This is a genomic window from Modicisalibacter sp. (genome assembly GCF_055145905.1).
In genome coordinates, this window is sequence record NZ_JBSREH010000001.1 from 308,633 (window position 1) to 331,220 (window position 22,588).

The window sequence follows — 22,588 nt, forward strand, 5'->3', positions numbered from 1 at the left end:
CCCTCTCCTCTCTCCGGGAAGCGCAGACATTTCGTCAGGGTTTCCTCACAGAAGCCCCGGCAGCCACAGCACCAGCGCCGGAAAGACCATGCACAGGATCAGCCCGGCGAGCTGCAGCAGCACGAAGGGGATGATCGAGCGATAGATGGTGCCGATGCCGATCTGCCCCTCGGTGATGCCCTTGAGGTAGAACAGCGCATAGCCGAACGGCGGGGTCAGGAAGCTGGTCTGCAGGTTGATCGCCACCAGGATGGCGAACCACACCAGCAGCCCTTGGCCGGAGAGGCCATAGCCGAAGTCCAGCGCCTCGATCACCGGCGCGACCAGCGGCAGCACCACGAAGCTGATCTCGATCCACTCGAGGAAGAAGCCGAGCACGAAGATCAGGCCCATGATCAGCAGCATCAGCCCGTAGGGGCCCAGGCCGGTGCCGGTGATCAGGTCCTCGATCATGTAGGCGCCGCCCAGGCGCTTGAAGATCACCGAGAAGCAGGTCGCGCCGATCACCACGAACAGGATCATCGCCGAGGTCCGCGAGGTCTCGCGCACCGCCTCGCGCAGGGTCGCCCAGTCCAGGCTGCGCATGACCAGCGCCAGCAGCAGGCTGCCGCCCGCGCCGATCGCTGCCGCCTCGGTGGGCGTGGCGATGCCGGCCATGATCGAGCCGAGCACGGCGACGATCAGCGCCACCGGTCCCAGCAGGTCGCGCAGCAGCGCCAGCGGCAGCGGCGTGGTGTCGGCCTCCGCGGAATTCTGGTCGACCAGCGGCGCCCAGTCCGGCTTGAGCCGCGCGGTGATCAGCAGATAGGCGATGTACAGCCCGCCCAGCAGCAGCCCGGGCAGCAGCGCGGCCTTGAACAGCGCGCCCACCGAGACCTGGAGGATCGAGCCCATCAGCACCAGCATGATCGACGGCGGAATCAGGATGCCCAGGGTCCCCGAGGCGGCGATCACCCCGCAGGCCATTTCGGCGCGGTAGCCCTGCTTGAGCATCACCGGCAGCGCCAGCAGGCCCAGCATCACCACCGAGGCGCCGATGATGCCGGTGCTGGCGGCCATGACGATGCCCAGCATCGCCACCGACACCGCCAGCCCGCCGTGGGTGCGCCCGAACAGCCGCTGCAGGGTCAGCAGCAGGCGCCGGGCGACCCCGGAGCGCTCGAGCATCAGCCCCATGAACACGAACAGCGGAATGGCGATCATCAGCCAGTTCTCGACCACCCCGCCGAAGATCCGCGAGCTGACCGTGCCCAGGAAGGGCAGCGGCACCCCGCCGATGAACGAGAAGATGATGCCCAGCCCGCCGAGCAGGAAGGCGACGGGATAGCCGGTGAAGATTCCCGCCAGCAGGGTGACGATCATCGCCAGCGCCAGTGCGTACTCGCTCAGGAACTCAGCCATGCGGCGCCTCCTCGTCGTGGTGGTCGGAGGCCAGATGCGCCGGGTCGAACAGCCCGGCGAGGTTGTGCAGCACCTGCCCCAGGGCCCCGATGGCCAGGAACACCAGGCTGATCGGCAGGATCGCCTTGATCAGGTAGCGGTCGGTGAGTCCGCCGTAGTTGGAATGCTCGCCGGAGAGATACGACATCGTCACGAAGTGCTTGGACAGCCAGGCCACCAGCAGGCAGAACGGAATCAGGAAGATCACGTGGCCGAGGATGTCGATGATCGCCCGCCCGCGCGGCGACAGCCGGTGGTAGACGAGATCGACGCGCACGTGGGTGTCGTGGTGCAGGGCGTAGGTGCCGCCGAACAGCGTCAGCACGCCGAACAGGTGCCACTGCAGCTCGGTGATGCTGTTGATGGTCAGGGCCTTGCCGAACAGCAGCACGTCGGTCTGCCATTCGGCGATCTCGTTGATGCCCAGGGCGTTGAGGGTCACGGTGGTGAGCACGGCCAGCATCACCAGCAGCACCAGCCAGCTGGTGACGCGGCCCACCCACAGCCCCAGCCCGACCAGCGGTCGGGCCAGGGCCTCGCATGCCGTGCCGCCTCGACTGCGCCAGGGCGCAAGGTCGGCGGTGGGCATCAGGCGTCTCCTTCAGACCCGCTGGTGCCGTCCGAGTCGGTGTCCTTGATCGGCTCCGGCGCGGGCAGCGCCTGCAGCTTGTACCACTCGTCGATCAGCCCGACGTGCTTCATCAGCGACTTGTAGGCCTCGGCGAAGGCCGGGTTCTGCTGCATCTCCTCCTGGCGCACCTCGACCCAGGCATCCTGCAGCGCCTGGATCACCGAGTCGGGGAAGCGCTTGACCTGCACCCCCTTCTCCTCGAGCTTGTGGATGGTGCGCACCTGCGCGGGCGGCGCCTCGGCCATCGCCCACTGCAGGGTCGAGCGGCAGGCGGTCTCGAACTGCGCCTTGCGCTCGTCGCTGTACTGGTCCCAGACCTGCTGGTTGACGATCAGCGAGAACCAGCTCGCGCTCTGGTGCCAGCCGGGGAAGTAGTAGTACTTGGCGACCTCGTCGAAGCCCATCGCCGCGTCGACCTGCGGCACCGAGAACTCGGTGGCGTCGACGCGCCCGCGCTCCAGCGCCAGGTAGATCTCGTTGCCCGGCACCAGCTGGGTCGAGGCGCCGAGCTTGTTGAGCACCTTGGCGCCCAGCCCGGAGATGCGCATCGACAGGCCCTTGAAGTCCTCGGGCGACTTGATCTCCTTGTTGTACCAGCCGCCGGTCTCCTGCGGCGAGATGAAGCACGGCAGCACCTTCACGCCGTAGGGGTCGTAGGCCTTCTGCAGCAGCTTCGTGCCCTCGCCGGCCCACATCCACGACATGAAGGCCTCCGGCGACGGGCCGAACGGCAGCGCGCCGTAGAGGTTGGTGATCGGCACGGTGCCCGCCCAGTAGCCGATCCAGTCCCAGCCGGCCTGCACGGCCCCGGAGGACACCGAGTTGAAGACCTCGAAGGGCGGCACCAGATCCCCCGGCTCGTGCACGCGCAGCGATACCGCACCGCCGGTGGCGGTCTCGAGTTCCTTGGAGAGGTGCTCGGCCCCGGCGCCGAGGAAGTTCTGGGTCGAGAAGGTACTGGCCACGTCGAGCCGCTTGGGGCCCTCGGCGTGGGCCGGCGCGGTCAGCATGGCGGCGCTCGCCAGGGCGATCGCCGAGGCCAGCAGCGAGCGGGTGGTGACGGTGTGAGGCATGAACGTTCTCCTTGAGCATTGTTGTTGTTCCCCCGTCATGGGGGCTCGTCAATGCCCAGCAAGGAGACTGCCAGTTCCGGCAAAACGCCTTTCCCGTCAGGCCACTGCGATGGCCATACACGACCGCACCGTGCCGGGGGAGCCGCTCAGGGTGTGACCGGCACACGCCGTCGTCCGAGAATCCGGACGCCTCGGCGGACGCGGCGTCTCGAAAACGCCCTTCGACCGCCTTCCGGGCGTCCGGAAAGTCGGACGCATTCCAGGATTCCGGACGCTCAGCCCGCGTCGCGCTCGCCGCCCAGGCCGTGGCGGGCCAGCTTCTCGTACAGCGAGGACTTGGCGATGCCCAGGCAGCGTGCCGCCTGGGTGCGATTGCCGTCGCACTCGCCCAGCGCCCGCTCCAGGGCCTGCCGCTCGGCCTCGGCGAGGGTCGTCCTGAGCGAGCGCGCCGCCCGCTCGGGAGGCGCCGTCGTGCCGCGCAGGGCCTCCGGCAGGTCATCCACGTCGAGATGCGTCCCCCCCAGGTAGAATGCCGCCTCGAGCACGTTTTCCAGCTCGCGCACGTTGCCCGGCCAGGCATGCCGGCACAGGCAGGCCAGCGCCGCCCCGCCGAGCGTCGGGCAGCGCCGCCCGCGCCGCTCGGCGAGCCGGGACAGCAGGTGGCGGGCCAGCGCCGGGATGTCCTCGCGGCGCTCGCGCAGCGGCGGAATCGCCAGCGGCACCACGTTGATGCGGTAGAACAGGTCCTCGCGGAACTCGCCGCGCTCGACCAGGGCCTCCAGCGGCCGGTGCGTGGCGGCGATCACCCGCACGTCGACCGGCACCAGCCGCGTCGCCCCCACCGCCTCGACCTCGCGATCCTGCAGCACCCGCAGCAGCTTGACCTGCATCGCCGGGGGCATGTCGCCGATCTCGTCGAGAAACAGCGTGCCGCCATGGGCGAGCTGGAACTTGCCCGGCTTGCCGCCCTTGCGCGCCCCGGTGAAGGCGCCGTCCTCGTAGCCGAACAGCTCGGCCTCGAGCAGCTGCTCGGGGATCGCCGCGCAGTTGAGCTTGATGAAGGGGCCGTCGGCCCGCTCGGAGAGCCGGTGCAGGGCGTGGGCGTAGAGTTCCTTGCCGGTGCCCGACTCGCCGCGGATCAGCACCGAGGCATCGCCGGGGGCGATCTTGCGCACCTTGGCGTTGAGCATACGCATCGCCTCGCTCTCGCCGACCACATCGGTGAGTTGCCAGCGCGCCCCGGCCCGGGCGTCGAGGGCCTGGCGATAGTAGTCGACCTCGGCCTCCAGGGCCCGCACCTGGGCATTCATCTGCCGCCACTCCCAGGTGTCGTGGTAGATCACCGTGCCGATCGCCCCGATCACCCGGCCGCCCGCGCGGACCGGGTAGCGGTGGGCGATCATGTGATGGCCGCGCACCAGCTGCAGCTGGGCCAGCTCGGCCTTGCCCGAGGCTACCACCTCGGGCATGCGGGTGTTCTCGATCACCTCGCTGACCGGGCGGCCCACCGCGGCGAGCGGGTCGACCTCGAGGAAGTCGGCATACGGCGCATTCAGGTAGGCGATGCAGCTGCGGGCATCGACCACGACCACCCACTCGGCCATGGCGTCGAGCCCGTGCAGCAGCAGCGTCGGGTCCCACCGGTCCGGCGGGATCTCGGCGAGCGATTCGTTGGCCATGCTGGCTCCGGCAGCTGTCCTGTGGGTATCGCTTCAGCCTCGTCACGGCCGCCACGCCTGGCAAGACGACCTTGGGCGGAGCCGCGGCGCCGGCTCATGACGCGAGCGCCGCCAGCCGGACCCGGGTCGACGCCGCGCCCATCGCCACGGCCAGGTCGAGCGCCGTCAGTCCACCGGCTTCCCGGGCCGCGGGATCGGCGCCGTGGGCCAGCAGGCAGTCGAGCACCTCGCGGTTGCCGAACATCGCCGCGAACATCAGCGGTGTCTTGCCATCGGCGGTGGTGCCGTCCACCGCCGCGCCATGCGACAGCAGCAGCTCGACCATCGCCAGGTCGCCCTTGAAGGCCGCGCCGCCCAGCGGATTCTGGCCGCGGTCGTTGTAGCGTTCCGGGTCGGCGCCGTGGGCCAGCAGCACCCGCACGGTGTCGTGGTGGCCGTGATAGCTGGCCAGCATCAGCAGGCTGTCGCCGTTGTGGTTGCACAGGTCGGGCGGCAGCCCGCCGGCCAGCCAGCGCCGAAAGGCCGCGGCGTGCCCGTCGCGGGCCGCGTTGAAGACCTCCGCGGCCAGGCGCAGGGTCTCCTCGTCCGGGGTGTCGGCGGTCTCGCGTGCATCGCGGGTCATCCCTGTCTCTCCCTGTTCAGCGCTGAAGGTTGCTCCAGCATAGGCGTTCCGGCGCGCCCGTCACCGCTATCGTGGCGATGAAATTCGCCAATCGGGTCGCGCGGCGACGCTGCGAGGCGCAATGCAAATTGCTATGATTCGCCGCGGACAGGGCTTCCCGCCTTGGCCGCTGCCAACGCCCCACTACCGCAAGGAGTCCCGCGTGTCCCTTTTCGCCACGACACGGTCGACCGCACCACGCACCCGGCGGCGCCTCGATCCCTGGACGCTCACCACGCTCGGCATCGCCCTGGCGGTCGCCGTGCCGGTGCTGGTGGTACTGGCGCACATCCTGATCCCCAGCCGCGAGATCTGGAGCCACCTGGCCGGCACCGTGCTGGGACGCTACCTGAGCAACACCCTGATCCTCGCGCTCAGCGTGGGCCTCGGCACGGCGGTGATCGGCACCGGCACGGCCTGGCTGGTGGCGATGTGCCGCTTCCCGGGACGGCGCCTGTTCGAGTGGGCCCTGCTGCTGCCGCTGGCGGTGCCCACCTACGTGATCGCCTACGCCTATACCGACTTCCTGCAATACTCCGGGCCGCTGCAGAGCGAGCTGCGTGCGCTGTTCGGCTGGCAGCACGGCGACTATGTCTTTCCTGACATCCGCTCGCTGTGGGGCGCGGCGCTGCTGATCACCCTGGTGCTCTACCCGTATGTCTACCTGCTCGCCCGCGCCGCCTTCCTCGAGCAGTCGGTGTGCGTGCTGGACGTGGGGCGGACCCTGGGGCGCGGGCCGTGGCGGCTGTTCACCACCATCGCCGTGCCGCTGGCGCGGCCGGCCATCGTCGGCGGCGTCTCGCTGGTGCTGATGGAGACCCTCAACGAGTTCGGCGCGGTGCAGTACTTCGGCGTCGACACCTTCACCACCGGCATCTACCGCACCTGGTTCGGCATGGGCGAGCAGGTCGCGGCGGCCCAGCTGGCGGCCTGCCTGCTGCTGTTCGTGATCCTCGCGGTGCTGCTCGAGCGCTGGTCGCGGGGCAAGCGCCGGTACTTCCACACCACCGGCCGCTACCGCCAGCTGCCGGAGTTCCACCTGCGCGGCCTGCGGGCCTGGGGCGCCATCGTGGCTTGTGCCCTGCCGGTGCTGGTGGGCTTCATCGCGCCCAGCGCGATTCTCGCCAACCTGGCGCTCGAGACGGGCGACAGCGTGCTGGGCTCGCGCTTCCTGGAGTTCGTCGGCAACAGCCTGTCGCTGGCCGCGGTGGCCTCGCTGGTGGCGGTGTGCCTGGCGGTGGCGCTGAGCTACGGCGTGCGCCTGCATCCGGGGCGGGTCTCGCGCCTGGCCACGCGGGTCGCCGCCATGGGCTACGCCGTGCCCGGCTCGGTGGTGGCGGTGGGCATCCTGATCCCCTTCGCCTGGCTGGACCGCCAGCTCAACGCCGGGCTGGACGCCTGGTTCGGCCTCCAGCCGGGGCTGCTGCTGAGCGGCTCGGCGTTCATCCTGATCTACGCCTACGTGGTGCGCTTCCTGGCGGTGTCGTTCAACACCGTGGAGGCCAGCCTGGGCAAGGTGACGCCGAGCATGGACGCCGCCTCACGGACCCTGGGCCAGACCGCCGGCGGCACGCTGCGCCGGGTGCACACGCCGCTGATGCGCGGCAGCCTGTTCGCCGCCGCCCTGCTGGTGTTCGTCGACGTGATGAAGGAGCTGCCGGCCACGGTGATCCTGCGGCCGTTCAACTTCGACACCCTGGCGGTGCGGGCCCACAACCTCGCGGCCGACGAGCGGCTGGCGGAGGCCGCCACGTCGTCGCTGACCATCGTGCTGGTCGGGGTGATCCCGGTGATCCTGCTCAGCCGGGCGATCCGCCGTTCACGCCCCGGCGCCGGCGGGAAAGACGAAGGTCTGTGAGGTGTCCAGCGCCAGCGCCACCGGCTGGCCCGGCTCGGGCAGGAAGACCCCCGGCACCTGCGCCTGCAGGTTCGCCTCGCTGCCGTCCGCGCCGCGGGCGTGCAGCTGTACCAGGCTGCTGCGGCCGAGCAGCCGGGCCTGAATCACCTGGCCGCGCTGGGCCGGTTCCGCGCGGCGCTCGTCGTCCGGCAGCTCGACGGGGGTGACACGCAGCGCCTCGGGGCGGATCATCACCCGCGCCCGCGCGCCCTCGGCCAGCGCCGGTGCCGCGACCGGCCCCACCGGCGTGGCCACCCGACCGTCGCGCACCTCGCCGCCCCACTCGTTGACCGCACCGAAGAACGACACCACGAAGGGGTCCTCGGGCTCGCAGTAGAGCTCGCGGGGCGTGCCCATCTGGATGATGCGGCCATCGCGCATCAGGGCGATGCGGTCGGCCATGAACATCGCCTCTTCCGGATCGTGGGTCACCAGCAGGGTGCCGGCGCCGACCCGCTTGAGCACGTGCAGGGTGTCGTCGCGAATCTGCTCGCGCAGCCGCGCATCGAGGCTCGAGAAGGGCTCGTCGAGCAGCATCAGCGCCGGCGCCGGGGCCAGCGCCCGGGCCAGCGCCACGCGCTGCTGCTGCCCGCCCGAGAGCTGGTGCGGGTAGGTCCGGGCGTAGTCGGCCATGCCCAGCTGCTCGAGCAGCGCCATGGCCCGCTCGCGGCGTTCGCCGGCGGGCAGCGACTCCAGGCCGAAGCCGACGTTCTCCAGCACCCGCAGGTGGGGAAACAGCGCCGAATCCTGGAACGCCAGCCCCACGCTGCGCTTCTCCGGCGGCACGTGTCGGCCGCCGGGCACGCTCAGCGGCTCGCCGCGCAGGCTCAGCTCGCCCTCCTGCAGGGCCTCGAGCCCGGCGGCGATGCGCAGCAGCGTGGTCTTGCCGCAGCCGGACGGGCCCAGCAGGCAGACCACCTCACCGGGCCCCACCGTCAGGCTGACATCGTCGACGGCCATCTGCGCGCCGTCGTAGACATGGCGGACATGACGCATCGCCAGCAGGGTGGCGTGACGCGGCGTGGCGGTGGCCCGGGAGGCCTCGGAGCTCGGAGAGGTCATGGTGGTCATGGGCGAAGCTGCTCGAGTGAATGAATCGCCCGGCGATGGTAACGCGAAACGCCGGTGGAGGCCGCGTCCTGCGGTGGAACGGCGCGAATGATTGACGTTCGCCGCACGACGCGCTTGAATACGGCCAATAATGCAACGTATTCTCATTAAAAACCACCACCGAGGATCGCCCATGCCCGCACGTCTGCGCTTCGCCGTTCCCCTGGCGGTACTCGCCGCCGGCCTGACCGCCGCCGGCACCGCCAGCGCCGAGGAGGTCAACATCTACTCGGCCCGCCACTACGATTCCGACCAGGCCCTCTACGACGCCTTCACCGAGAAGACCGGCATCGACGTCAACGTCCTCCAGGGCAGCTCCGACCAGCTCATCGAGCGCATCAAGCGCGAGGGCAAGGCCAGCCCCGCCGACGTGATGATCACCGTCGACGCCGGCCGCCTGTGGCGCGCCGAGGAGGAAGGCATCTTCCAGAGCGTCGACTCGAAGGTGCTCGACGAGCGCCTGCCCGCCACCGTGCGCCAGCCCGACGGCAAGTGGTTCGGCTTCAGCCAGCGGGTGCGGGCGATCTTCTACGATCCGCAGGACGTCGATCCGGCCAACCTCAAGACCTACGAGGACCTGGCCGATCCGCGCTTCAAGGGCGAGCTGTGCATCCGCTCGTCGAACAACATCTACAACCAGTCGCTGCTGGCCTCGATCATCGCCCACGACGGCAAGCAAAAGGCCGAGCAATGGGCGCAGGGTGTGGTCGACAACATGGCCCGCGACCCGGAAGGCGGCGACACCGACCAGATCCTCGGCGTGGCCAGCGGCGAATGCGACATCGCCGTGGCCAACCACTACTACTATGCGCGCCTGCTCGAGTCGGACAACCCGGACGACCGTGCGGCGGCCAAGAAGGTGCAGATCCTGTTCCCCAACCAGGACGGCCGTGGCGCCCACGTCAACATCGGCGGCGCCGGCGTGGTCCGCGACGCCCCGCACCGCGAGAACGCCGTGCGCTTCCTCGAGTTCCTCGCCTCCGACGAGGCCCAGGCGCTGTTCGTCAAGGGCAACCACGAGTACCCGGTGGTCGACGGCGTGGCCAAGGACCCGGTGCTGGAGTCGTGGGGCGACTTCAAGCGGGACGACCTGAACGTCAGCGCCCTGGGCGAGAACAACCCCGAGGCGATCCGCATCTTCGACCGGGTCGGCTGGCGCTGAGCGCTAACTAGCCTGCCCCTGGATGCACAAGGCCCGCGGCACTGCCGCGGGCCTTAGTGTATCGGCCGAAGCGCCAGCCTTCAGCCTCGACGACGCCCTGCTTCCCCATGGGGGTTCGGCATGACGGAACAGATCCCATCGATATGTTCGTTCAACTCCGGACGGATGGGGTTCCACATGGGATCAAGAATGAAGTCGATGCCATTGCGACGCGCCATCTTGGCGGCAGGGACAAAATCCGAGTCTCCCGCCACCAGAATGATCTGATCTACCTGCCCCTGCTGAGAAATAGAGGCAATATCGAGGCCAATTCGCATATCGACGCCTGCCTGCTTGACCTTGTAGAAAATGCTTGAGGGCTCCAGATCATCCAAGGTCGCTCCCGCCCGAAGCCGACGCACCGCCTCACGGGACAAGGTCCAGTCCCCGTTTTTCACATGAAGCTCCCCGAGACGCAGCGCCACCTTGCGCTGACGCCGCAGTTGCTCATGAAGCGCTTCCCGAAACGCGAAGTCGATCGTGTCCTCAACCCGAACAACCTCCCCGGTGATCGGATGAGGACCGGCGTTGTAACGCTCGGGACCGCAGTCATAAAAGAAGATTCGGTACAGCTCACGCTGCCGATAGCCATGCGGGTTGGCCTTGCGAATCCATCGAAAGGCCGATGCCGATATATCCCTGGCCAGGGTTTCCGGAGTGATTTCCTCGTCAGGCGCCACCCTTGCCTTGATGGCCTGATAACGCCTCACGAAGAAACCACCATCGATCAGAATGGCTGTCTTCATCATCGCCCCTGAGGTCCAGATACAAGAAAGCCCGCGAGGCTGCTCTGGCGGATAGGGTTGCCAGTTAGGCCTCGCGGGCGCTATTCACGACCAGTATATGGCCAGCATGCTCGCGGTCAAGAGCTCAGTGCGCCTCGTCCCAGTTGGCCCCGGCATGGGCCTCGACCACCAGCGGCACCTTCAGCTCGGCGGCGGCTTCCATGCGCCGGCGCACGGCCCCGAGGAAATCCTCGGCCTGGGCGTCCCGGACCTCGAAGACCAGCTCGTCGTGGACCTGCATGACCATCCAGGCGTCGAACTCGGCCTCGCCGTCACGGGGGTTGAGCCAGGCGTCGACGTCGATCATCGCGCGCTTGATGATATCCGCGGCGGTGCCCTGCATCGGCGCGTTGATCGCGGTGCGCTCGGCGGCCTGGCGGCGGGTGCGGTTCTGGGCGTTGATCTCCGGCAGGTAGAGGCGCCGGCCGAACACCGTCTCGACATGCCCCTCGTCGGCGGCCCGCGCGCGGATGTCGTTCATGAAGCGCGCCACGCCGGGGTAGCGGTCGAAGTAGCGGTCGATGTAGGTCTGCGCCTGACCGGGCTCGATGTGCAGCTGGCGGGAGAGCCCCCAGGCGCTCATGCCGTAGATCAGCCCGAAGTTGATCGCCTTGGCGCTGCGCCGCTGTTCGCCGCTGACCTTGTCGGGGGCGATGCCGAACACTTCGGCGGCAGTGGCGGTGTGGATGTCGCGCTCCTCGGCGAAGGCCTCGAGCAGCCCCTTGTCCTCCGAGAGATGGGCCATGATGCGCAGCTCGATCTGCGAGTAGTCGGCGGCGACGATGCGATAACCCGGCCGGGCGATGAACGCCTGGCGGATCTTGCGCCCTTCCTCGGTGCGGATGGGGATGTTCTGCAGGTTGGGATCGGACGACGACAGCCGCCCGGTAGCGGTCACCGCCTGGTGATAGCTGGTATGGATGCGCCCGGTGGTGGCGTTGATCAGCTGCGGCAGCTTGTCGGTATAGGTCGACTTGAGCTTGCTCAGCCCGCGGTGCTCCATGATCACCTTGGGCAGCGGGTAGTCCAGCGCCAGCTCCTCGAGCACCGCCTCGGCGGTTGACGGCGCGCCCTTGGGGGTCTTCTTGATCACCGGGATCTTGAGCTCGTCGAAGAGAATCTCGCCGAGCTGCTTGGGCGATCCGAGGTTGAACTCACGCCCGGCGATCTCGAAGGCATCCTTCTCGAGCTCGCGGATGCGTCCCTCGAGCTCCTTGCTCTGGGCATGCAACCGCGACACGTCGAGCGCCACCCCGGTGCGCTCCATACGCGACAGCACCGGGATCATCGGCCGCTCCAGGGTATCCAGCACCTCGGCCAGACGCCCCTCGGCCTCGGCGCGGGGGCGCAGCTCGCGGTGCAGGCGCAGGGTAATGTCGACGTCCTCGCAGGCGTAGGGCACCGCCTGCTCGAGGGCGACCTGGTTGAAGGTCAGCTGCTTGGCACCCTTGCCGGCGATCGACTCGAAGGTGATGGTCGTCTCGCCCAGGTACTTGAGCGCCAGCGAGTCCATGTCGTGGCGGGTCGCCGTGGAATTGAGCACGTAGGACTCGAGCATGGTGTCGGTCAGCGCCCCGGCGACATGGATGTCGTAACGGGCGAGCACCGAGATGTCGTACTTGAGGTTCTGGCCGATCTTGCCCTGATCCGGATTCTCGAGCAGCGGCTTGAGCGCGGCCAGCACGGTGTCACGATCGAGCTGCTCGGGGGCATCGAGGTAGTCGTGGGCGACCGGCACATAGGCGGCCTCGCCGGGTTCCAGTGCCAGACCAATGCCGACGATCTCGGCCTCCATGTAGTTGAGGCTGGTGGTCTCGAGATCGAAGCAGAAGGCCTCCGCCGCGCCCAGCTTGTCGAGCCAGGCGTCGAACGCCTCCCGGGTCAGCACGCTATGGTCCTGCCGCGATGCCGACGCGCCGCCGGTCGGGGCGTCCCCGTCGTCATCGGCGAGCGCATCGACGCCCTCGTCGCGCCCCTCGAGCAGTTCGGCGAGCCAGTTCCTGAACTCCAGCTCGCGATACAGCGCGACAAGCGCCTCGCGATCGGGATGGGCGATGTCCAGGTCGTCGAGGCCCACCGGCAGTTCGCAGTCAGTCTTGATGGTCGCCAGCTGATACGACAGGAAGGCCTGCTCGCGGTTGGCCTCGAGCTTCTTGGGCAGGGTCTTGGCACCGCGGAAGCTCAGCGACTTGACCGCCTCGAGGTCGGCGTAGATGGTGTCGAGCCCACCGTCGATGCCCTGCAGCAGGCCCAGTGCGGTCTTCTCGCCGACACCGGGCACGCCGGGAATGTTGTCGACCTTGTCGCCCATCAGCGCGAGGAAGTCGATGATCCGCTCGGGGGGCAGGCCGAACTTCTCGGTCACGCCGTCGACGTCGAGGGTCTCGCCCTTCATGGTGTTGACCAGCGTGATGTGGCGGTTGACCAGCTGCGCCATGTCCTTGTCGCCGGTGGAGATCACCGCGTCGCGACCGGCTTCGGTGGCATGGCGCGCCAGGGTGCCGATCACGTCGTCGGCCTCGACTCCCTCGATGCACAGCAGCGGCACACCCAGCGCGCGGATGCAGCGGTGCAGCGGCTCGACCTGGCTTCTCAGGTCGTCGGGCATCGGCGGACGGTGGGCCTTGTACTGCTCGAAGAGCTCGTCGCGGAAGGTCTTGCCCTTGGCGTCGAAGACCACCGCCATGGGGCTGTCGGGGTACTGCTTGATCAGGCTCTTGAGCATGTTGAGCACGCCCTTGACCGCCCCGGTCGGCTGACCGTTCGAGGTGGTCAGCGCTGGCAGGGCATGAAAGGCGCGATACAGGTAGGAGGAACCATCGACGAGCACGATGGGGGGTTGGGTATCAGCCATGCGGGGCACCTGAGCGATGAAAACGATCGATGCCCTCATGATACGCAAGCCACCGCGGGGCGTCAGGCGCTCGCCGCGAGACGGCGGACGCATCACGCCCGGATAGGGGTGTCGTCGCCCGCGAGGCGATGCAACGTCCCGGTGGAATTGACTAGAATCAGTACAGGTGTCGGCGCCTACCCCTACACTGGCACCTCTTTTGCCCGCCGCTACCGGAGGCCGCCATGAAAGCCCATCGCCTGTTCACCGCTCTCGGTCTCGCCGCTGCCCTGCTGCTGGGGGCCGCCACACCGGCCCTGGCCCAGGATGACGGAGACGCCGCGGTCAAGCCGGATATCACCGTGCGCCAGGAGAAGGACCGCACGATTCGCGAGTACCGCGTCAACGGCCAGCTCTACGCCATCGAGATCAAGCCCAAGCATGGCCCCTCCTATTTTCTGGTCGACGACAACGGCGACGGCGATTTCCGGCGCAGCGACAACGAGCGCGTCGTGCCGCCGCAGTGGGTGCTGATCCGCTGGTAGGCGTCGATCGGTCTCGCCCGATGACTGCAAGCCGGCGCACCAAGCCGCTACAATAGCGGGCTTGGCAATCAGGGCGAGATCATCATGGCCGTATTCACCCCGCTCGACGACGCCCAGGTCGCGAGCTTTCTCGAGCGTTTCGATACGGGTCGTCTGACAGCGCTCGAGGGCGTCGCCAGCGGCACCGAGAACACCACCTTCTTCGTCACCACCGATCACGCCTCGCTGGTGCTGACCCTCTTCGAGCAGGGGGATCACGAGGAGCTGCCGTTCTTCGTCGACCTGCTCGACTATCTCGCCGAGCATCGCCTGCCGGTGCCGGGGCCCGTGCATGATCGCCGGGGCATCGCCCTGCAGAGCCTGGCGGGCAAGCCGGCGCTGCTGTTTCCGCGCCTGCCCGGCAAGCACCCCAGGGACCCCAATCTCGCCCAGTGCCGCGCCCTGGGCGAAACCCTGGGGCGGCTGCACCACGTCGGCCAGCGCTTCGAAGGCCATCGCCCCAACCCGCGCGACCTGCACTGGCTGCTGGCCAGCCATCACAAGGTGCTCGGCTACCTGACGCCCGAAGACCAGACCCTGATGGCCGACGAGGTCGACACCTACCAGGGGGTGTTCGGCGATGCCGACGCCCTGCCCCGGGGGGCGATCCACGGCGACCTGTTCCGCGACAACACCCTGTTCGACGGCGATACCCTGGGCGGCATCATCGACTTCTACAACGGCTGCACCGGCGACCTGCTGTTCGACCTGGCGATCGTCATCAACGACTGGGCCAGCGACGACGACGGCCGCCTCGACCCGGGGCGTCACGACGCCCTGCTCACGGCCTATCAGGCCCAGCGGCCGCTGACCGAGGCCGAGCGCGACGCCTGGCCGATGATGCTGCGCATGACCGCCCTGCGCTACTGGCTCTCGCGGCTGCTGGTGATCTATGTCGATCCCCCGGCCCACGAGCTGACCCCGCACGACCCCGAGCGCTTCCGCCTCATCCTGAAGCGCCGGATTGCCGAGGGCGCCTTGCCGTTACCGGCCTGAGCGTTGCTACCCTGAACCCCGCGTCAGCCTGTCGCTGACACGCGCGGCGCGCCGCCACCGGCGCGCGTCGCCACCGGGTCACGTCATGTCGAGGAGTCTGCCATGACCGCCACCGCCGCCGAGGCGCGCCGCACCTACAACATCGATCAGTGGGGCAGCGGCTATTTCGACGTCGATTCACAGGGGCGGGCCATCGTGCGCCCGCTGGGGGACGAGAGTCCGGGGCCGGCGCTGCCGCTCGACGCCCTGGTCGACCAACTGCGCGAAGCCGGGCTGCGACTGCCGGTGCTGGTGCGCTTCACCGACATCCTGCACGACCGGGTGGAGCAGCTGTGCGCGGCCTTCGACACCGCCATGCGGGAGGAGAATTTCCACGCCGGCTACACCGCCGTCTACCCGATCAAGGTCAACCAGCAGCGCCGCGTGGTCGAGGAGATTCTCGCCACCCACGAGCGCGGCCGCGACCGGGTCGGCCTGGAGGCCGGCAGCAAGCCGGAGCTGCTCGCCGTGCTGGCGCTGTCCGGCGACGGCCCGTCGCTGATCGTCTGCAACGGCTACAAGGACCGCGAGTACATCCGCCTGGCACTGATGGGCGAGAAGCTCGGCCACCGTGTCTACCTGGTGGTCGAGAAGCTCTCCGAGCTGCCGCTGATCCTCGAGGAGGCGCGCAGCCTGGGCGTGACGCCGCGCATCGGCCTGCGCGCACGGCTGGCCACGGTGGGCCGGGGGCGCTGGCAGAACACCGGCGGCGAGAAGTCCAAGTTCGGCCTCACCACCAGCCAGATCCTCGAGGTGGTTGCCCACCTGCGCGAGGCCGGCGCCCTGGCCAGCCTGCAACTGGTGCACTTCCACCTGGGCTCGCAGATCGCCAACATCCGCGACATCCAGTGCGGGCTGCGCGAATGCGCGCGCTTCTACCAGAGCCTGCGCGAGCTCGGCGCGCCGGTGGACACCGTCGACGTCGGCGGCGGCCTGGGCGTGGACTACGAGGGCACCCGGTCGCGCAGCTTCTGCTCGGCCAACTACTCGATGCTCGAGTACGCCCGCAACGTGGTCTACGCCTTCCGCCTGGCCTGCGACGAGCAGGACCTGCCCCAGCCGCACCTGATCAGCGAGTCGGGGCGTGCCCTGACCGCCCACCATGCGGTGCTGATCACCAACGTGATCGGCGAGGAGCGCGTCGGCGAGACGCCGCCGCCCCGCCAGACCGAGGGCGACCCGCAGGTCGACGAACTGTGGCGGGTCCACGACCTGCTCAAGCGTCAGGTCGACCCGCGCGGACTGGTCGAGGCTTGGCACGACCTGGTGCAGGCGATCGGCGAGCTGCACGAACGCTTCGTCATGGGGCTCACCGGCATCGCCGCCCGCGCCGAGGGCGAGGCGATCTACTTCGCGGCCTGCGCCCAGCTGCGCCAGCGGCTCGACACGCGCAACCGCGCCCACCGCGAGATCATCGACGAGCTCGCCGAGAAGCTCGCCGACAAGCTGTTCGTCAACTTCTCGCTGTTCCAGTCGCTGCCCGACGTCTGGGGCATCAAGCAGGTGTTCCCGGTGCTGCCGCTCAACGGCCTGGACCGGCAGCCGACCCGCCGCGGCGTGATTCAGGACATCACCTGCGACAGCGACGGGCGCATCGACCGCTACGTCGACGGCCAGGGCCTGGAAGCCACCCTGCCGCTACCGGAGTGGCGCGACGACGACGAGAAGCTGCTCGGCCTGTTCCTGGTCGGCGCCTATCAGGAGATCCTCGGCGACCTGCACAACCTGTTCGGCGATACCGACGCCGTGGATGCGGCCCTGGACGAGAACGGCCGCTGGCGGCTGAGCAACATCCAGCTCGGCGACCGGGTGGCCGACGTGCTGCGCTACGTCAACTTCGATGCCGAGGTGCTGCGCGCCCGGCTCGACGCCCAGCTCGCGGCCAGCGACCTGGACGACGCCGAGCGCGCCCACTTCATGGATGATCTGGCCGCCGGACTCGACGGCTATACCTACCTGGAGTGACCCTCAGGCGGCGGTGCGGGTCACGGCCTCGATACCGCCGTGCCCTGCCCCCGCGGCCAGCTGCAGGCGCAACTCGGCCCCCCGCGGCAGCACACCGACGCCGGCGGGGGTGCCGGTCAGCACCACGTCGCCGGGCTCGAGCGTGAAGTGACGGCTCATCTCGGCGAGCAGCTCGGGGATGGCGAACAGCATGTCGCCGGTGTCGCCGGTCTGGCGACACTCGCCGTCGATATCGAGGGTGAAGTGCAGCGCCTGCCAGTCGACCTCGCCGGTCACCGGCGCAAAGGCCGACAGCGGACAGGCGCCGTCGAACGCCTTGGCGATCTCCCACGGGTGGCCCTTCTCCTTGAGCCGCGACTGCACGTCGCGCAGGGTCAGGTCCAGCGCCAGCCCCAGGCCGGCCACCGCCCGCGCGGCCTCGGCGGGCGACGCCGCCGTCAGCGGCGCACCGATCAGCAGCGCCAGCTCGGTCTCGAAGTGCACCTCGCCCCGTTCGAACTGCGCCTCCAGCGGCGTCTCGAGCGCCACGGCGGCACTCGCCGGCTTGATGAACAGCAGCGGCGCACTGGGTACCGGATTGTTCAGTTCGCGGGCATGCTCGGCATAGTTGCGGCCCACGCAGACGATCTTGCCTACCGGCTCGGCGTGGCGGCGGTCATCGGTGAAACGGGCGGTAAACGGCATGATGAGAGGGTTCCCTGGTGACTGTCGAAAACGGCAGTCTACCCCAGGCCGGTCGCCAAGAAACAACGACCCCGCTGACGGGGTCGCTGTCGGCTCGTTGCCTCGTCGGGAGACAGTGGGGTCGGCGTCACTCGGGGCGCCAGGTTTCCTCGGGACGATGGGCGAGGAACGACGGACGCCGCCGGCGGGCGCCGTAGGGCTCGACGCAGGCGTTGTCCCAGCGGTTGTAGACGAAGAACACGTTGCTGCGCGGGTCCGGGGACATGTTGGCGTTCGAGCCGTGCAGGGTGTTGCAGTCGAACAGCAGCAGACCGCCGGCCGCCCCGGTGGGCGACTCGATGCCGTTGGCATCGATCAGCTGTTCCAGCGCATCGGGGCCGGGCACGCCGAACTCCTGGGTCTTCAGCGACTGCTTGTGGTGATCGTCCGGGGTCTCGCCCAAGCAGGGCACGAAGACCTTGTGCGAACCGGGAATCAGCATCAGCGGGCCGTTGAAGTGGTGATTGTCGGTGAGCACGATCGACGCGCTCACGGCGTGCATCGCCGGCATGCCGTCCTCGGCGTGCCAGGTCTCGAAGTCGGAGTGCCAGTTGAAGCCCTTGCCGTGAAAGCCCGGCTTGTAGTTGATCCGCGACTGGTGCACATAGGCGTCGCCGCCGAGGATCTGGCGCACGCGGCCGGTCAGCCGCGGGTCGCGGGCCAGCTCGGCGAAACGTTGCGACAGGAAATGCACCGCGAACAATGAGCGGATCTCGCGACTGTTCGGCTCGGTGATGGAGAAATCCTTGCCGCGATAGGCATCGTTGTCGAGCAGCGCCTTGAGCTCGCCGCGCAGCTCGGCCACTTCGTCGGCGGACAGGAAGCCGGGCTCGAAGAGAAAGCCCTGGCGCTCGAAGCTGTCCAGCTGCCGGTCATCGAGGGGGCCATCCTCGGCCGTGCCCTTGACCACCTTTTCGTGACGCGGCATCAGCAGGGTGTCGGGTTGCCCGGCGAGCCGTGTGGGATAGGCGTCCCGGCGCTCCGGGGCGGGTGTTGCGGTATACAGGTTGCGGGATGCGGTCTGTACTGACATCCAATCACCTCCAGTGCTTGTGATCAGGTTCAGGTCCAGTCCTCAGCCATTGGTGTGAATCGTTTGGTGGTTACCGAAATCCTTGTCTGGCCTTGGCGGCTGTATCCTAGAATATTTAACATAACTTGCAACCTTGCCGATCGAACTCGCACCGCCGGCCTTGTGACGCCATATCCGGTCGCCCTCTTCCGCACGGTGACCGGTTGATGGCCGTTCACCCTTGAACCAAGACAAGCCGCGCCGCCCCCCACGGCGGCAAGCGCGACCGACAGAGGACTATCACCGCGAAAGACACCTCAAAAATAAACCTAAGTTATCGCAAGGTGCCGGCCGACGTGGTTTCGTGGCCCCCTTTTCGGGTTGTGGTCAGGAGAGTGCGTGCAAGACGTTAGCAGTCATATGGTAAGGCGGCTTCAGCGCTTCGTGTCCCTGACGAATGCCGAGCTCGCATTACTCGCCGACATGGAACGCGACTCCCGCGCCGTCTCGGCGGGCGATTGGCTGTGGCAGGAAGGCGACGCGGCGGACACCCTGCTCGTGCTCACGGAGGGCTGGAGCTGCTCCGCCCGCTACCTGCCCGACGGCAGCCGCCAGCTGCTGGAAATCTTCCTGCCCGGCGACATCCTGGGGATCGGCGAGCTGGCCGACGGCAAGCGGCGCAGCGACGTCTCGATGCTCACCGACGGGCGGATCAGCGAATACGCCTACCCTCGTCTTCGCGAGCTCTTCGAGCGCGCCGAGCGCCTGCGAAGCGCCCTATTCGTCATCGCCAATCAACGTCAGGCGATGCTCGCCGAGCGTCTGGTCAGCGTCGCCCGTCGCAACGCCCGCCAGCGCCTGGCCCACTTCCTCTGCGAGTGTCGCGCGCGCCTGCTGGAACCGGCGAGCGCCCGCCAGCGTTTCCTGCTGCCTCTGTCGCAGCAGGACCTGGCCGACGCCCTGGGCATGAGCACGGTGCATATCAGCCGTACCTTTTCGTCGCTGGCCTGCCTGGGCTTGGTTCGCCGCCGTCACTACCACATTCTGATTCTCGATCCGGCACGCCTGGAGCGCCTGGCCGGCTTCAATGGCGCCTACCTGCAGTGCGACCCGCAGCTGCTGGCTCCGGAGCCACCGGCGGCCGAGATTCAATAGCCCCCGCAGCGCGCGAGGCCGGAGCGTGGCACTTCGCCGCCGAGTGGGGCACCATCCGCAGATCCGTCCATACCGCCGATCGAGGAGTCCCATGCGGCCGATGAAGATGGCACCGTCCCCGGAGCTGGCCTCCGTGGATGTCGTGCTTACCGATGTCGACGACACCCTGACCCGCCGCGGGCGCCTGTCCAGCGCCACGCTGGCCGCCATCGAGCGTCTTTCCGAGGCGGGGATCGCGGTCATCCCGGTTACCGGCGGCTGTGCCGGATGGTGCGACCATATCGTGCGGGCCTGGCCGGTCGCGGCGGTCATCGGCGAGAGCGGCGCCTTCCGCCTGAAGCGCGCCGCCGGTGGCGGCCTGGATTGCCACAGCGTGCGCCCGCTGACCACGCTGCGCGACGAACAACGCCGCCTGCTGGCGGTCGCCGAGCGCGCGATGCAGGATGTGCCCGGTGCGCGCCTGGCTGCCGACCAGCCCTACCGGCTGGCGGATGTCGCCGTCGATCACGCCCAGGACGTGCCGCCGCTGGCCGCGGACCAGGTCGAACGCCTGCTGGCAACCTTCCGGGGAGAAGGCGCCCGCGCCCGGGCCAGTTCGATCCACGTCAACGCCTGGTTCGGTGATCATGACAAGGCGACGATGGCCGCCTGGGTGCTGGAACACGACCTGGGACTATCGGCGGTGGAGCAGCAGCAGCGCGTGCTGTTCATCGGCGATGCCCCGAACGACGCCCCGCTGTTCGCCCGTCAGGCACTCAGCGTGGGGGTCGCCAACCTCGCGGCGCATCTCGACCAGCTGCCGCAGCCGCCGCGCTGGCTGTGCGAGGCCGGCCACGGCGAGGGCTTCGTGGAGATGGCCGAGCACCTTCTTGCGGCCCGGCGAGCCGGCTCGGCATGAGTTGATCCGGGCGGGCGATCCGCCTTCGGCTTATCCACGGCAAATCCGGTCACGCCCCTTGTCCTTGGCAACATACAGCCCGCGGTCAGCACGCCTGAACAGGTGCGAGAAAGACTCTCCCCTGACGTGTTCACCGAGACCGGCACTGATGGTGATGCCGATGTTCTGGCCGCTCTGAAGAAGAATGATTCCGGCGCGGACGTGCTCACGCACCCGGGCCATGGCCTTTTCCGCCTCCAGTGTACGAGCGCCGCGCATCACCACCACGAATTCCTCGCCGCCCGTGCGTGCCACGATATCTCCCTCCCGCAGGCACTCGGACACCCTGCCGGCGAGCCACTGCAGCACGACATCCCCCGCATCGTGACCATGCCGGTCGTTGACCTGCTTGAAATGGTCGATATCCATCACGGCAATCGAGAACGGCTCGTTGTGCATGTCATGGGCCTCGATCAGCGCTTCGACATGCTGGTCCAGGTAAGCACGGTTCGGCAGCCCGGTCAGGTAGTCCCGCAGCGCCTTGTCGGCCATGAGATCGAGCTGCTGGCGTACCTGCTCGATCCTGGCATTGTCCGCGATGACCCGCTCCACCGCATCGGCGAGCAGGCGGACCAGTTCGATCTCGACCTCGCAGAACGGCTGCTGACGGGGGTGAGGGCTGGAAAAGTTGAGGGTCCCCCACATCTTGCCATTGAGATACAGCGGGGCGCCGATATAGCTCTCGAGGCCGAACTGCCGGTAGCAGGGATGGCCATTGACGCGTTCGTCCCGTCCGGCCTCGACGGTGTGAAAGACGCCCTCGGTATCGAGCATCAGCCGGCAGTAAGTGTCCCCCAGGGCGAAGGTATCGTTCGGCGACAGGTCGGCGATATCGGAGGCGGCCCACTTGACGATGTACTGCTCATCGATAATGCGGCTAACCAGACCGATGTCCAGGGAGAGGTAGGCAAGAGCATCGCGAAGCAGGTTGTCGATGATCTCGTCGGTACTGATGTCCGTGCGGTTCACCCCGCTGTGAACGTCGCGCAGCAGCTGGATAAGGGAGCGGTATTCGGACGTATCCTGGATGACGGCATAGAACCCGATCACCTCGCCGTCCAGGAAGTCGGGCGCGTAGTGAGCCTTGAAGTAAAAGGAACGACCATCCGCAAGCGCGAGCTGGTCTTCATAGTTGACCTCCTCTCCGGCCAGGGCCTTTTGCAGGTGCGTCTGCATCCTGGCGAAGGAGGCGGGGGTCATCACCGAGGCGAGCGGCTGCCCATACAGCGCCTCCCGGCTGATCCCGACGAAATCCACGTAGGCCTGATTGTTCAAGCGAAAACACAGATCACGATCGACGTAGGCCACGAGAACGGGCAGCTGGTCAGCGAGCCGCCCGACGATTCCCTGGTCAATCTTCAGTGCCGCCGAGAGCTTGATGACGAAGCTGCCATCGGCGAGGCCGTAATAGCAGCCGGCGCCATCCTCGAAGCCCCAGGTCTGCCCTGTTCGAACTTCCCGCCGGGCCAGGCTCTCGGCGATGGCCGCTCCCAACTTGGCGCGAATATCCTGTAGATCGGCCAGGGCCATGCCGGTCAGTGCCGCCGCCTCCAGGCCCAGGAGCGCCTGCGTGTCACCCGCCACGTCAATGATGCGCTGATCGCGCGAAACATGCAGATAGGCGGACTGCGAAAGGGAGAGGGCCTCTTCCCACCAGGCGGGTTGTTGGCTCACGATGCTAGCGTCTCTCGTTCATTGTTGTTCACTGGCCGATGCTAGTCGAGATTCTACGCGCCTTAAACACTCCTGCCCCGTGAACCGCGGGATTCCGGATACCAGATTCCCCTGTGCGGCCGCCCAGGCATCACGACCTGCCGGGCTTGCACGCCGGTCGTCCGGCACCAGTTTGGAACCTGGAGCGCGGGAA

18 protein-coding genes are annotated in these 22,588 nt (G+C 68.1%); 7 read left to right on the forward strand and 11 right to left on the reverse strand.

Annotated elements, in window-relative coordinates; genetic code table 11:
* Window positions 1-45 precede the first annotated feature (45 nt).
* From ACTCB7_RS01455 to ACTCB7_RS01475, 5 genes are all read right to left on the reverse strand, one after another.
* Entirely contained in the window at window positions 46-1,401 is a 1,356-nt protein-coding gene (locus ACTCB7_RS01455; RefSeq protein WP_463005292.1) for a TRAP transporter large permease, read from the reverse strand.
* Window positions 1,394-2,029, reverse strand: a complete 636-nt coding sequence (locus ACTCB7_RS01460) for a TRAP transporter small permease subunit (protein ID WP_163648156.1) — start codon at window positions 2,027-2,029, stop codon at window positions 1,394-1,396. The genes ACTCB7_RS01455 and ACTCB7_RS01460 overlap by 8 nt, the downstream gene beginning before the upstream one ends.
* Window positions 2,029-3,144 (reverse strand): TRAP transporter substrate-binding protein, encoded by a 1,116-nt coding sequence (locus ACTCB7_RS01465; RefSeq protein ID WP_463005293.1) that lies wholly within the window; start codon window positions 3,142-3,144, stop codon window positions 2,029-2,031. The genes ACTCB7_RS01460 and ACTCB7_RS01465 overlap by 1 nt, the downstream gene beginning before the upstream one ends.
* A 275-nt stretch (window positions 3,145-3,419) precedes the next feature.
* A complete protein-coding gene (locus ACTCB7_RS01470) occupies window positions 3,420-4,823 on the reverse strand; it encodes a sigma-54 interaction domain-containing protein (RefSeq protein WP_463005294.1) in 1,404 nt (467 codons plus the stop codon).
* A gap of 94 nt (window positions 4,824-4,917) precedes the next feature.
* Window positions 4,918-5,445: an ankyrin repeat domain-containing protein gene (locus ACTCB7_RS01475; protein ID WP_463005295.1), complete on the reverse strand. Its 528-nt coding sequence runs from the start codon at window positions 5,443-5,445 to the stop codon at window positions 4,918-4,920.
* Window positions 5,446-5,647: 202 nt separating this feature from the next.
* On the opposite strand from ACTCB7_RS01475, the gene ACTCB7_RS01480 reads away from it, so the two are divergent.
* Window positions 5,648-7,342: an ABC transporter permease gene (locus tag ACTCB7_RS01480; protein WP_463005296.1), complete on the forward strand. Its 1,695-nt coding sequence runs from the start codon at window positions 5,648-5,650 to the stop codon at window positions 7,340-7,342.
* Here ACTCB7_RS01480 and ACTCB7_RS01485 read toward each other — a convergent pair.
* Window positions 7,304-8,452, reverse strand: coding sequence for an ABC transporter ATP-binding protein (locus tag ACTCB7_RS01485; RefSeq protein WP_463005297.1), 1,149 nt, complete (start codon window positions 8,450-8,452; stop codon window positions 7,304-7,306). The two genes, ACTCB7_RS01480 and ACTCB7_RS01485, sit on opposite strands and share 39 nt — an antisense overlap.
* A gap of 172 nt (window positions 8,453-8,624) precedes the next feature.
* On the opposite strand from ACTCB7_RS01485, the gene ACTCB7_RS01490 reads away from it, so the two are divergent.
* Complete coding sequence (locus ACTCB7_RS01490; protein ID WP_224420514.1) at window positions 8,625-9,653, forward strand: Fe(3+) ABC transporter substrate-binding protein; 1,029 nt, start codon at window positions 8,625-8,627, stop codon at window positions 9,651-9,653.
* Window positions 9,654-9,733: 80 nt separating this feature from the next.
* On the opposite strand, the gene ACTCB7_RS01495 is transcribed toward ACTCB7_RS01490, so the two are convergent.
* A complete protein-coding gene (locus ACTCB7_RS01495) occupies window positions 9,734-10,438 on the reverse strand; it encodes an NYN domain-containing protein (protein ID WP_463005298.1) in 705 nt (234 codons plus the stop codon).
* A 124-nt stretch (window positions 10,439-10,562) separates the two neighbouring features.
* Window positions 10,563-13,331, reverse strand: coding sequence for a DNA polymerase I (gene polA / locus ACTCB7_RS01500; protein WP_463005299.1), 2,769 nt, complete (start codon window positions 13,329-13,331; stop codon window positions 10,563-10,565).
* 224 nt (window positions 13,332-13,555) lie between these two features.
* Here polA and ACTCB7_RS01505 point away from each other — a divergent pair, with 224 nt between their 5' ends.
* The 3 genes from ACTCB7_RS01505 (at window position 13,556) to speA (ending at window position 16,894) form a co-directional block, all read left to right on the forward strand.
* On the forward strand, window positions 13,556-13,855 hold the full coding sequence (locus tag ACTCB7_RS01505) for a DUF2782 domain-containing protein (protein ID WP_163648148.1): 300 nt from the start codon (window positions 13,556-13,558) through the stop codon (window positions 13,853-13,855).
* Between the two features lie 84 nt (window positions 13,856-13,939).
* The gene (locus tag ACTCB7_RS01510; protein WP_463005300.1) at window positions 13,940-14,890 is read left to right on the forward strand and encodes a homoserine kinase; all 951 of its coding nucleotides are present in this window, start codon (window positions 13,940-13,942) and stop codon (window positions 14,888-14,890) included.
* A 102-nt stretch (window positions 14,891-14,992) separates the two neighbouring features.
* Window positions 14,993-16,894 carry a biosynthetic arginine decarboxylase gene (gene speA, locus ACTCB7_RS01515; protein ID WP_224415891.1) on the forward strand — a complete coding sequence of 634 codons (1,902 nt, stop codon included), beginning with the start codon at window positions 14,993-14,995 and terminating at the stop codon, window positions 16,892-16,894.
* Between the two features lie 3 nt (window positions 16,895-16,897).
* Here speA and ACTCB7_RS01520 read toward each other — a convergent pair whose 3' ends face one another.
* Window positions 16,898-17,578, reverse strand: a complete 681-nt coding sequence (locus tag ACTCB7_RS01520; RefSeq protein ID WP_224415892.1) for a fumarylacetoacetate hydrolase family protein — start codon at window positions 17,576-17,578, stop codon at window positions 16,898-16,900.
* Window positions 17,579-17,705: 127 nt separating this feature from the next.
* On the reverse strand, window positions 17,706-18,650 hold the full coding sequence (gene thpD, locus ACTCB7_RS01525; protein ID WP_463005301.1) for an ectoine hydroxylase: 945 nt from the start codon (window positions 18,648-18,650) through the stop codon (window positions 17,706-17,708).
* Between the two features lie 423 nt (window positions 18,651-19,073).
* Here thpD and ACTCB7_RS01530 point away from each other — a divergent pair, with 423 nt between their 5' ends.
* Entirely contained in the window at window positions 19,074-19,784 is a 711-nt protein-coding gene (locus ACTCB7_RS01530) for a Crp/Fnr family transcriptional regulator (RefSeq protein WP_463005302.1), read from the forward strand.
* Between the two features lie 100 nt (window positions 19,785-19,884).
* Window positions 19,885-20,682, forward strand: a complete 798-nt coding sequence (locus ACTCB7_RS01535) for an HAD-IIB family hydrolase (RefSeq protein ID WP_463005303.1) — start codon at window positions 19,885-19,887, stop codon at window positions 20,680-20,682.
* A gap of 30 nt (window positions 20,683-20,712) precedes the next feature.
* Here the strand turns inward: ACTCB7_RS01535 and ACTCB7_RS01540 are convergent, their stop codons facing one another.
* Window positions 20,713-22,395 carry a sensor domain-containing diguanylate cyclase gene (locus tag ACTCB7_RS01540; RefSeq protein ID WP_463005304.1) on the reverse strand — a complete coding sequence of 561 codons (1,683 nt, stop codon included), beginning with the start codon at window positions 22,393-22,395 and terminating at the stop codon, window positions 20,713-20,715.
* Window positions 22,396-22,588: the final 193 nt, after the last annotated feature.